The sequence below is a fragment of the Aeromicrobium sp. P5_D10 genome (assembly GCF_054049535.1).
Map to the genome: position 1 here is coordinate 114,144 of NZ_JBFUME010000012.1, position 11,926 is coordinate 126,069.

General features: G+C 64.6%; 9 protein-coding genes. 4 read left to right on the top strand and 5 right to left on the bottom strand.

Annotated features, from left to right (window positions below):
* Nucleotides 1-44 precede the first annotated feature (44 nt).
* Nucleotides 45-3,125, top strand: coding sequence for a 5'-nucleotidase C-terminal domain-containing protein (locus tag ACXJKC_RS20215; RefSeq protein WP_456698552.1), 3,081 nt, complete (start codon nt 45-47; stop codon nt 3,123-3,125).
* Between the two features lie 93 nt (nt 3,126-3,218).
* A complete protein-coding gene (locus tag ACXJKC_RS20220; RefSeq protein ID WP_456698553.1) occupies nt 3,219-6,566 on the top strand; it encodes an ExeM/NucH family extracellular endonuclease in 3,348 nt (1,115 codons plus the stop codon).
* 21 nt (nt 6,567-6,587) lie between these two features.
* Here the strand turns inward: ACXJKC_RS20220 and ACXJKC_RS20225 are convergent, their stop codons facing one another.
* From ACXJKC_RS20225 to ACXJKC_RS20240, 4 genes are all read right to left on the bottom strand, one after another.
* On the bottom strand, nt 6,588-7,325 hold the full coding sequence (locus tag ACXJKC_RS20225; RefSeq protein ID WP_456698554.1) for a hypothetical protein: 738 nt from the start codon (nt 7,323-7,325) through the stop codon (nt 6,588-6,590).
* Nucleotides 7,326-7,914: 589 nt separating this feature from the next.
* Nucleotides 7,915-9,534 (bottom strand): phospho-sugar mutase, encoded by a 1,620-nt coding sequence (locus ACXJKC_RS20230; protein ID WP_456698555.1) that lies wholly within the window; start codon nt 9,532-9,534, stop codon nt 7,915-7,917.
* Between the two features lie 10 nt (nt 9,535-9,544).
* Nucleotides 9,545-10,330, bottom strand: a complete 786-nt coding sequence (locus tag ACXJKC_RS20235) for an NAD-dependent epimerase/dehydratase family protein (RefSeq protein ID WP_456698556.1) — start codon at nt 10,328-10,330, stop codon at nt 9,545-9,547.
* A complete protein-coding gene (locus ACXJKC_RS20240) occupies nt 10,330-11,121 on the bottom strand; it encodes a purine-nucleoside phosphorylase (RefSeq protein WP_456698557.1) in 792 nt (263 codons plus the stop codon). The genes ACXJKC_RS20235 and ACXJKC_RS20240 overlap by 1 nt, the downstream gene beginning before the upstream one ends.
* 18 nt (nt 11,122-11,139) lie before the next feature.
* Between ACXJKC_RS20240 and ACXJKC_RS20245 the strand changes: the two genes are divergently transcribed.
* Entirely contained in the window at nt 11,140-11,703 is a 564-nt protein-coding gene (locus ACXJKC_RS20245) for a TetR/AcrR family transcriptional regulator (RefSeq protein WP_456698558.1), read from the top strand.
* Here the strand turns inward: ACXJKC_RS20245 and ACXJKC_RS20250 are convergent.
* A complete protein-coding gene (locus tag ACXJKC_RS20250; protein ID WP_456698560.1) occupies nt 11,675-11,803 on the bottom strand; it encodes a hypothetical protein in 129 nt (42 codons plus the stop codon). The genes ACXJKC_RS20245 and ACXJKC_RS20250 overlap by 29 nt on opposite strands.
* On the opposite strand from ACXJKC_RS20250, the gene ACXJKC_RS20255 reads away from it, so the two are divergent.
* Complete coding sequence (locus ACXJKC_RS20255; protein ID WP_456698561.1) at nt 11,777-11,899, top strand: hypothetical protein; 123 nt, start codon at nt 11,777-11,779, stop codon at nt 11,897-11,899. The two genes, ACXJKC_RS20250 and ACXJKC_RS20255, sit on opposite strands and share 27 nt — an antisense overlap.
* Nucleotides 11,900-11,926: the final 27 nt, after the last annotated feature.

An 11,926-nucleotide genomic window follows, 5' to 3' on the forward strand; every position in this document is an offset into this window, starting at 1 on the left:
CGTGAGGCGGTTTCCCCTTCGTTCGACATGACAAAGGGGAATCTGTGAAATCCACCGCCCGAGGACTGATGTCCGCCGCAGCTGCCGCCCTGTTGGGTGGCTCGCTGTTCGTCGCTGCACCGGCACAAGCCGCTGATCCGGTCACGATCAACCTGATCGGTATCAACGACTTCCATGGCCGGGTCGACGCCGACACTTTGAAGTGGGCCAAAGTTGTTGAGGACCTCAAGTCCGACGGCGGCGACGCCAACACGCTGATGGTCTCGGCGGGAGACAACGTCGGGGCATCGGTTTTCGCCTCCGCACTGCAGGGCGATGAACCGACGATCGACATCCTCAACGAGATCGGGCTGGACGCGACTGCGGCGGGCAATCACGAGTTCGACCAAGGCTATGCCGATCTGATCAATCGCATCGTGCCGAAAGCGGACTTCAAGATCCTCGCCGCGAACGTGCGCAAGGCCGACAACAGCCGTGCACTCCCGGCGTATGAGATCTTCACGGTCGCGGGGGTCAAGGTCGCGGTCGTCGGAGCGGTCACCCAGGAGACGCCGACTTTGGTCGCACCTGACCGGGTCACCGGCCTGACGTTCGGCGATCCGTCCGATTCGATCAACCAGGCCATCACCGAGATCAACCAGCTCCCGGCCGAGCAGCGCCCCGATGTCACGGTTGTGTCGTTCCACGAGGGCGCCCCGGATGGATCGGTCACGTTCACCGAGGCGATGGCGCAGAGCCAGGTCTTCAATCGTCTCGTCAACAACACCTCACCCGAGGTCGACGCGATCTTCATGGGACATACCCATCAAAAGTACGTCTTCGATGCGCCGATCCCGGGCACTGACAAAACCCGCCCGGTGATCCAGACCGGCCAGTACGGCGAGAACGTCGGGCAGATCAAGCTCAGCGTCGATACTGACTCCGACGCAGTTTCGACGGTTGTCGCCAAGACGGTGGCCCGCGGTGCACAGAACGACGCCGCCGTGATCACGCAGTATCCGCAACTCCAGGCCGTCAAGGACATCCGCGACGCAGCAGTGACCTATGCCAACCAGGTCGGCAATGTCGCCAAGGGTGAAATCACCGACGACATCACTCGCGCGTACGTCAATCCGACCGCGACGCCGCTCGTCGAGGATCGCGCGAGTGAGTCCTCCCTCGGCAATCTGGTCGCCGACGCATTGCTGTACCGGATCAAGGACACAGCCGCAGGAGCCGATCTCGGCATCGTCAATCCCGGAGGCCTGCGCGCCGATCTGAAGTACGCCGGCGTCGCGGGCGATGCGGTCAACACAGACGGGGTCGTGACCCGCGGCGAGCTCAACACGGTGCTGCCGTTCGCCAACAATCTGAACTCGGTCAAGCTCAAAGGTGCCGACATCAAGGAGATTCTCGAGCAGCAGTGGCAGACCAATCCGGGCGGTCCGGCACCTTCGCGTCCCTATCTGCAGCTGGGTCTGTCCAAGAACGTGACGTACACATATGACGCGACCCGGGCCGAGGGCCAGCGGATCCTCGGCGTCCGGATCAACGGCGAGGCGCTCGACCCGGCCAAGGACTACAAGGTCGCTACCTTCTCGTTCCTGGCCGCCGGCGGCGATAACTTCCGGGCTTTCAAGAAGGGGGTCAACACCGACACGGCGCTGGTCGACCGCGATGGCTGGGAGAAGTTCTTCGCCGACAACAGTCCTGTCTCGCCGAGCTATGCTAAGCATGCCGTCCAGGTGACCGGACTCAAGAGCAAGTACCGGGTCGGAGCGACGGTGAGCTACACGCTGTCGAAGCTCAAGCTCGGCTCGCTGGGCAGTCCGGCCGACAAGACTGTGTCGTCCAAGCTGTTCTACGGCGACGGTCAGAGTGCGACGCTTCCGTCCAAGACAGTCGCCGATGACAGCGCAGCGCTGTCGTTCGCGCTGCCGGCAGGCGCCAGCGGCGCGATGCGGGTCGAATCGACGGTCTACCCCAACGGAACCAAGATCGTGGTGCCGCTCGACGTCACAGGTGCATCAGTTGCCGCCGATGCGGTCTCGGGCACGTACGGCGACGATGTCGCGATCGCGGTGACCGTCAGTGGCCCGGAGGAGACACCCACCGGCGACGTGTCGGTCAAGAAGGGCGACACCGTCGTGGGTACCGCGACTCTGGCCAATGGCACGGCCACCGTCACGGTCGACTCCGAGGACCTCGGCGCGGGTGCGTCGAATCTGACGATCGCGTACTCCGGTGACGCCAACTACCCCGCCGTGAACGGCAACGTCACAGCGACGATCGCCAAGGCGGGTACGACGACATCGGCCGACGAGCCGACTCCGACCAAGGTCAATGTTCCGGCCGACATCGATGTCGCGGTATCGTCCGCGACCGGCACGACGCCCACAGGCGAAGTGACGGTCAAAGACGGTGACACCGAACTCGGCAGCGGCACATTGAGCGATGGATCGGCCACCGTCAGCACGGACGTTTCCGGCCTGACGGTCGGGCAGCACGAGTTGACCGTCGCCTATGCAGGCGACAGCAATCACGAGGCGTCGACCAGCACCGTCGACGTCGACGTGCTCAAGGGCACGGCGACGTTGGTCGCGACCTCGAGCGGTGCTCCGTACGGCACCTCGGCCAAGGTCAAGGTCACGGCGGGGCCCGGCGCGTCGGGACTGCTGTACCTCGCCAACGGAGACGACATGATCGCGGTGGGCTTCCTGCAGGACGGCGTTGCCAATGTGTCTTTGGGCAAAACCGTGCTGAAGCCCGGTAGCTACACGCTGGATGTCTACTACGGCGGCAGCGCCTCGTTCGACAGCGCCCAGACCACGGTCGCCCTGGCGATCACGAAGGGTGCGACAACGACCAAGAAGGTTTCGGTCAGCCCGACCAAGATCGTCAAGAAGCGCACCAAGGCCACGGTCACGTTGTCGGTCATCGGCAATGGCTTCACGGTCGACGGCGGCAAGGTGACGGTGCGCGCGAGCGGCAAGAACTACACCGGCACGGTCAAGGCCGGGAAGGTCAAGGTCAGGCTCGGCGTCTTCACGTCCACGGGAAGCAAGAAGGTCACCGCGACGTACGCCGGAAATGACGTCGCGAAGGGGTCCTCGACCAGCTTCACGGTCAAGGTCGTCAAGAAGTAACCCGTCGGCGGTGCGTCAGCGTCCAGGCCGGACGTCTGTCTGGACGCTGACGCACCGCCCCAGAACGTTCGCCCATCACGAGATCGGGATCCAATGAAAACGTCATTCCTGGCCGCCGCCGCAGTGGCCGCAGCCTCCCTCGTCGCATTGCCTGCTGCGCCGGCGTCGGCCGCTGCGGCCGACCACGTCATCATCAACGAGTTGTACGTCAATGGCGGCAGCGCCGGGCAGACCTATAAGAACAAGTTCGTCGAGCTGTACAACCCGACGGCAGAAGCGGTCGACATCAGTGAGTGGTCGTTGCAGTACCGATCGGGCGCATCGTCGTCGGCGTTCAGCCCCAACACCAAGTTCGACCTCGACGGAATCATCCAGCCCGGCCAGCACTTCTTGGTGGCGGGCAATTCCAACGGGGCCAACGGTCTTGACCTGCCGACCCCCGACCAGACCACGACCCTGGCACCGGCTGCAGGCGGCGGGACATTGGCCCTGGTCAGTTCGACCGAGCTGATTCCGGCGCTGACCGGCGATCTCACCGGCGATCGCGCGAGCGACAACGGCATCGTCGACCTGATCGGCTTCGGCACGACCAACACCTTCGAGACCGCCGCCGCGCCCGGCCCCGGGAATACCACGACGGCCAAGTCGATCAACCGGACCGGTTTCGCCGACTCCGACAACAACTCGGTCGACTTCACCTTGTCGGCGGTGGGCGGTGCGACCCCCACGGCATGCGGGGCGAGTTGTGTACTGCCCGTACCGCCTCCGATCAACGCACCTATCGCCGAGATCCAGGGCGACGGTCCCAAGAGTCCGCAGCGGCGGGGCCAGGCCACGACCCGCGGCGTCGTGACCGCGGTCTACGAGACCGGCGGATTCGGCGGTGCCTACATCCAGACCGCCGGGACCGGGGGAGCGATCGACCTGGCATCGCACGATGCCTCGGACGGGATCTTCGTGTTCGGCAGCAACTTCGCAGCCGCTGTCGACGTCGGGACGTACGTCGAGGTTGTCGGCAAAGTTGTCGAATTCGGCGGGATGACCGAGATCACCGGCCCGACCTGGACGATCCTGGACGAACCGCACGATCCGGTCACGCCCGCGAAGATCGCGTTCCCGCTCGACGAGACGCAGAAGGAATCGCTCGAGGGCATGCTGCTCGCGCCGCAGGGCGACTACACCGTGACCAACAACTACACGACGAACCAGTACGCCGAGATCGGCCTGGCTCCCGGCACCGAGCCCTTCGACAATCCGACCAACGTCGTCGCGCCGGGCGCGGCCGCTGTGGCGCTGGCCAAGAAGAATGCCGCCGACCTGATCACGCTCGACGACGGATCGAGCCTCAACTTCCTCACCGCCGCCAATCAGGGCATCGCCCTGCCCTGGCTCAAGGCCGATAACGAGGTGCGGGTCGGTGCGCCGGTCACATTCGAGCAACCCGTCGTGCTGGACTACCGCAACAATGCCTGGAAACTTCAACCACAGCAGCACCTGACGGCGACCGACGATGAGCCGGTGTCATTCGGCTCGACGCGCAAGGCCGCACCCGAGCCAGTCGGCGGTCAGGTCAAACTCGCGACGTTCAACGTCTTGAACTACTTCACAACCACAGGCGTCGACTACGTCGCGGCGAGCCCCGCGAACAAGTGCTCGTTCTACAACGACCGGACTGCGAATCCCATCACGACGAATGAGTGCGGTTCGCCCAACGCCTCGAGCGGAAACGGTCCACGCGGTGCGGCAGATGCAGCCAATCTGGCGCGCCAGCAGGCCAAGATCGTCACCGCGATCAACACCCTCGACGCCGATGTGGTCTCGCTGGAGGAGATCGAGAACTCCGCCGCCATGGGGCAGCCCCGCGACACAGCTCTCAATACCCTCGTCGCGGCGCTCAACAATGCGGCCGGCGCCGACATCTGGGCCGCGGTCCCGTCGCCGACGACCGTGCCGGAGACGGGTGAGGATGTCATTCGCACCGCACTGATCTACCGGACGGCCAAGATCGCACCGGTCGGAACGTCGACGATCCTGGACAACCCAGCCTTCGTGAATGCCCGTGCACCACTGGCGCAGGCCTTCACGCAGGTCGAACGACCTGCCAGCGGGAAGTTCGCCGTCATCGTCAACCACTTCAAGTCCAAGGGTTCGGGGACCGGCGTGAATGCCGATCAGGGCGACGGCCAAGGCGCCTCCAACCTGTCGCGCAAGAACCAGGCGACTGCGCTGGTCGCCTTCGCGGCGGATGTCGAGGACGCTGCGGGGACCGACAAGGTCTTCCTGACGGGCGACTTCAACTCCTATAACAAGGAGGATCCGGTCGCGATCATCGAGGCGGCCGGTTTCGTCAACGTCGCGGCGGAGCGTACAGACAAGGAGACATATCAGTTCGACGGCGCGGTCGGCTCGCTCGACCACGTCTTCGCGTCGACTGAGGCGAACGAGACCATTACGGGCGCCGACATCTGGAACATCAACTCGTACGAGTCGGTGGCACGCGAGTACAGCCGGTTCAACTACAACGTGACCGACTTCTACAACACGAGCCCGTTCCGGGCCAGCGACCACGATCCGGAGATCGTCGGATTCGACGCCGATGTGCTCGGTTCGACGACCACGGCCAAAGCGCCGGCAACGGTGCGCAGCGGGACGTCGGCCGATGTCGAGATCACGGTCAGATCAGCGGGGGAGGGGACTCCAACGGGTGGGGTCACGCTCCTGAAGGGCACGACCGAGCTTGCTGCGGGCGATCTGGTCGGTGGCGTCGTGACCCTGCCGACCGGCACGCTGCCGGTCGGGAGCCACGTCCTGAAGGTTGTCTACGGGGGCGACGCCGATCATGCCGGATCGACTGCGACCCTGACGATCGAGGTGCTCAAATCGGAGGCCGGTCTGACCGCCACGGCAGGCACCTCCGCATACGGCACGAGCGCGGTGATCGTGGTGACCGGCCCGCCCGGTGCCACGGGGCCGGTCTACATCGCTCTCGGCGACGATCAGGTCGGCAGCGGCGTCCTGAACAACGGCACGGCTCGGATCACATTGGATCGCATGATCGGAGTCGGCACTCACCAGCTGCGGGTGTTCTACGCCGGTGACATCTCCCATGATCCGGCCTCGGTGTCGACGAGCCTGACGGTCAGCAAGGCCACCACGACGACCAAGAAGCTCTCGGTGAGCCCGACCAAGATCGTCAAGAACCGGACCAGGGCCTATGTGACCCTCAGCGTCAAGGCTGCCGGATTCACGGTTGACGGCGGCAAGATGACGCTGCGGGCGCAAGGAAAGAGCTACTCCGGGACGGTCAAGGCCGGCAAGGTCAGGATCCGGCTCGGCAAGTTCACCTCGTCCGGGTCCAAGAAGGTCACCGCGAGCTACTCCGGCAACGCGCAGGCCAAGGCATCGTCGACATCCTTCACAGTCAAGGTGGCCAAGAAGTAGCGGCGTCAGATCCCGTTCAGATCAGCTGCCTTGCTGGACATCTCGGAGGAGGGCTTCAAATGTTCCGTCGCTGATCGATCCGGCGTAGCCAGGGGATGCGGGCCATTGCCCATGTGAGACATCTGCTGTTTCGGCGACACCACTGTCGTAGTTGCCCTTGGCTGTTTCGACCAGTAGCCCCTGGGGGTGGGGCTCCAGCAGCGGTGAACCGTCGCTGGTCATCCAGTCGCGTAGGACCTTTGGATTGAACTCTGGGTTCTCGGGGTCATCGGACATGACTTCCTCGGCCAGGAGAAGTACTCGGGTACCCCGTGGGATTGCCTTCTTAACGTCGTCGACTGAGAGTGCGGTGTATTGCACATCGGGGGCTTCTAGCTCGACAACGTTTCCATCATCGTCGACCGGTAAGGTTCCCAGTTCGACACGCACAAACGTCGGTCGGGCGTGGGGGGCAGGAGCCTTGAAGGCCTGCGCTGAGTCGAGTTCGAGTATGGCGTACATATTGGCGTACCCATTGACGTCGATCATGGGCCCTTCGTGCCACGCCGCCACTTTGCCCGCGATGGCGTAGCTTGTGGTGTCGCGCACGCTCCGGACAGAGGGCTGGATGTCGTAGTCGCGGGAGACGTCGTTTTGCAGCACTCGTGGACGGGCTTCGGGGCTTCTTGCGATGTCTTGAGATGCGCTGCTGCAGCCAGCGACCATCAGAGCAAATGCGATCGCGGCGCTACCCGCTACCCATGCAGTTTTGGTCGTCATTTTCACCCGTCCTTACGCTCAGGAGAACCAGGGGTTGATGTGCGAATTTATGTGATGCGGACCGTAGGTGGTGTGCCATGTGCGATTGGCGCTCGGCACCTCGCCGTTCCGCATGCAACTGTGGCTACTGTCGTTGCCAGGGCGGTCGGACCCTGAATAGTGCGAAACGCCTAGAGTGTGGCCGAGTTCGTGGCAGGCAGTTTTGCGCAACTGCGAGGCAGGGTGGGCAGTGTCGTTTATTTCGTTCTTGTATAGGCGAATCTGGAACTGGTCGCAGTTTCCATTCGCCCTTCGTCTGACGCAGCGCGTGTCGCCGGCCAATCCGAGCCTCGCGGAATTCCAGGCCCACACAACATCGGTCGTGTTGATGCAGGGGTTGTAGTTTACGGCGCCGACGACTGTTCGGGCTTCCATGTAGTTGGCAGTGCTGCAAAACAACGATTCACAGCGGGCTCCTGACCAGTCGACGATGTGATCAGACCACCGTGTCACAGGAGTTTACGTTTCGGTGTGCTTCTGGTCATGTGGCCGAAACAGCCGGCAACATGGAGCGTCGAGTTGTCAGGTTTGTGACAATTTCATGCAGCGATCAGACCCCCAGTGCGGCACCCAGATCGGCCTTGATCCCGGCGATCTGGGTGTCCGCGATCTCTCGGGCCGCCTCGATCGAGTCGGTCACGGGGATCACGACTTCGAGGTAGCACTTGAGTTTCGGCTCGGTGCCCGACGGGCGGCAGATGATCCGGGCACCGCCGTCGAGGCCGAGCCGGATCCCGTCGGTCGGCGGCAGTCCTTGATAGCCATCGGCCAGGTCGTCGACCGACGTCACGGCGAGCCCGCCCAAGACGGTCGGCGGGGCGGTGCGTAGGACGTCCATCGCCCGGCTGATGATCGCCAGGTCCTCGACACGGACGGACAGCTGCGACGTCGCGTGCAGTCCGTGGCGGCGGTAGATGTCGTCGAGCGCGTCGAGCAGTGTGAGGCCCTCGGACTTGAGGTTGGCGGCCATCTCCAACACCGTGATGATGGCCGAGACGCCGTCCTTGTCGCGTGCGATATCGGGCGCGACGCTGTATCCCAGCGCTTCCTCGTAGCCGTACGCCAAGGTCGGAATCTTGCCGAGCCACTTGAATCCGGTCAGGGTTTGTTGCCACGGCTGGCCATACGCCGCCGCCTGGCGGCCGAGCAGATCCGACGAGACGATGGATGCGGCATAGGTCCCGGTGACGCCCCGCTGCAGCAGGAATTCGGCCAACAGGACGCCGACCTGATCGCCGGTGAGCATCCGGTACGACTCCCCGTCGCGGACGCCCACAGCGCACCGGTCGGCGTCCGGGTCGTTCGCGACGATGAGGTCCGCCCCGACTTCGGAGGCGAGTTTGAGGGCCAGGTCCATCGCCCCCGGTTCTTCGGGGTTGGGGAATACGACGGTCGGGAAGTCCGGATCGGGATCACCCTGCTCGCGTACGACGTGCAGTGGCTCGAAACCGGCTCGGGCGACGACTTCGACGAGCGTGTCCCGGCCGACTCCGTGCATGGGCGTGTACACCGCCACGATGTCGCGGGGGCCGTCGGCCGGCAAGGCGATGACCGCTTCGACATAGGCCTCGGCGACCTCGGGTCCCAAGGTCGTGTAGCCATCGCTTCGTGGCATCTCGTCGACCGGGCCAACCGCGTCGATCGCCGCGGAGATGTCCGCGTCGGCCGGCGGGACGATCTGACTGGAATCCTCCAAGTAGACCTTGTAGCCGTTGTCCTGCGGTGGATTGTGCGAGGCCGTGACCATGACCCCGGCAGAGCAACCCAGGTGGCGGATCGCGAACGCCAGAACCGGTGTCGGCAGATGCGTCGGCAACAAGAACGCCTGGACACCTGCGCCCTGCATGATCTCGGCGGTGTCGCGGGCGAAGACGTCGGAGTTGTGGCGCGCGTCGTAGCCGACCACGACGGAGGGAGCCTCTGCGTTGTCGAGCAGATATGCCGCGAGGCCGGCGGCTGCCTGCGCCACGATGACCCGGTTCATCCGGTTCGGACCGGCGCCCAATGCACCGCGCAGGCCCGCGGTTCCGAACTGCAGACGGCCGGCGAATCGGTCCTCGAGTTCTGCGGTGTCGTCGCCGTCGATCAGCTGCTGCAACTCGGTTCGGGTGACCGGATCGGGGTCTTGCGCGAGCCACGCGAGGCAGCGGGCGAGGAGATCGTCGTTCATGGGATTCCCTTCAGAAGGCGGAGCGGGACGGGACGTCGGTGACGAACGAACCGCCGACGTGAGCGGCCTCCGCTTCGTCCTGCGGTCGAGGTTCCACGAGGTGCGCGAAGGACTCGGCGTCGTCCAATGGGTGATAGCCCGATCGGCGACCGGGATCCAGATCCCACCAGCCACGGGTGTTGGCAGAGATGCCGTAGTAGACGTCGAATCCGGGAGGCGGGGAGCAGATGGCGGCATCGATCATGCGCACGGCATCGTCTGGCGACAACCAGGTCGAGAGAGCCCGCACCGTACTCGGCTGCTCCTCGAACGTGCCGATCCGCAGAGCCGTCGCCCTGATGCCGTGACGATCGGCGTAGAGGCTCAACAGAGCCTCGGCCGCGACCTTGGCGACTCCGTAGAACGTGTCGGGACGGGGCCTGACCGACGTCGTCAGCAGATCGCTGCGCGCAGTGTGGCCGACGGCATGATTGCTGCTTGCGTAGACCATGCGTCGCACACCGTGCGCGAGCATGGCATCGAGAAGGCGTCCTGTGGTGTGGACGTGCGATGCGAGGCTCGCCGGGAGGGAGTCCTCGTCGGGATTGCCCGCGAGATGGACGACAGCATCGACCCCGGCGACCGCAGCGTCGACGACAGACCGATCGAGGCAGTCACCGACGATCCAGCCCAGCGAGCAGCGACCCGACGAGTCGGCGACCAGGTCGAGTCCGCGGAGTTCGTGTCCCAGGTTCGGGAGTTTGTCGACGAGAGTTCGCCCGATGGAGCCCCCGGCACCCGTGACGAGTACTTTCATCAGATCCTCGGCAGAATATTGCCCAGGAGAGTGCCCATTCGGGTTGCGGCGGACTTGCCCGCTTCGAGGACTTCTTCGTGGTTGAGCGGCTCGCCGGTCATGCCGGCGGCGGCATTGGTCACCAGGGAGATGCCCAGGATCTCCAGGCCGGCAGCGCGGGCAGCGATCGCCTCGAGCGTCGTCGACATGCCGACGAGGTCGCCGCCGATCGCGCGGACCATGCGGATCTCGGCCGGGGTCTCGTAGTGCGGACCCGGGAGCTGGACGTAGACGCCTTCGTCGAGGCTCGGATCGGCCTGTTTGCACAGCGCCCGCAACCGAGAGGAGTACAGATCGGTCAGGTCGACGAAGTTGGCTCCCTCCAGGGGAGAGGTCGCCGTCATGTTGATGTGATCGCTGATCAGCACGGGGGTGCCCGGGGCCCATGCCGGATTGAGGCCGCCGCAGCCATTGGTCAGCACGAGGGTCTTGACCCCCGCGGCTGCAGCAGTACGGACGCCGTGGACCACTGCTGCGACGCCCCTGCCCTCGTAGTAGTGGGTGCGGCCGAGGAAGATCAGCAATCGCTTGTCGCCGAGCGTGACGGAGCGGACGGTGCCACCGTGTCCGGCGACGGCAGGCGCGCTGAAACCGGGAAGGTCGGCCAGCGGCACCTCGTAGTCCGCGGCCCCCAGCGCATCGGCGGCCGGCAACCAGCCCGATCCCATGACCAGGGCGATATCGTGCTCACCTCCGCCCGTGCGCTCACGAAGTGCGTCGGCGGCCTGGCGGGCGAGATCTGATGTGCTCACCTGCCGTACATTACGACAATGCCCAAGATCATTGGTGGCTCGCTCGAGCAGCACCGCGAGCAATCTCGTCGTCGCATCTTCGAAGCGCTGGTCGCGCTGCTGGCCAAGCAGTCATTCGACGCTGTCACGATGGCCGATCTCGCCTCTGAGGCCGGGATCGGACGGACCGCGATTTACAACCACTTCGCAGACAAGGACGCGATCGTCGTCGCCTTCGCGAGCGAGGAGACCGAGCGCTATCTGGCCCGTCTCGCCGAAGCGCTGGCGCCGGCCGACGGTCCCGCCGATGCGATGCGGATCTACATCACGGAACATCTGAGCTCGTCCGAGGAGTTCCATTTCGGCTTCGGTCCTGAGTTGTACGCGATGTTGTCGCGCGATTCATTGGCCGAGATCCGTGAACATGTCATGGCAGTCGAGGCGGTGCTGCGCGGCATCATCGAGGACGGCCAGCAGCAAGGTGCGTTCGTGGTCGATGACGTGCCGTCCACGATGGCGCTGGTGCATCAGTGCCTTCAGGCCCGGCGGGTTGCGCCCGAGGCCATCGAAGAGTTCATCCTGCGGGCGTTGCAAAGTCGCTAGCTTCGCCGATGCTGATGCCGAGGTGGGTTTTCATCTGGTGGTGCCGCCGGCAGAGTGCTTGGAGGTTGTCAGCATGGGTGGGCCCGTGGGGCCAGGGGATCTGATGGTCGAGATCGCACTCGACTGCTGGACGGCTACAGGTGGCGAACTGGCACGTTCCGTCGCGGAACTCGACAGCTCGGCGAAGCTTGGATGAGGGTCGGTAGCCGATTTCGGCAATGTC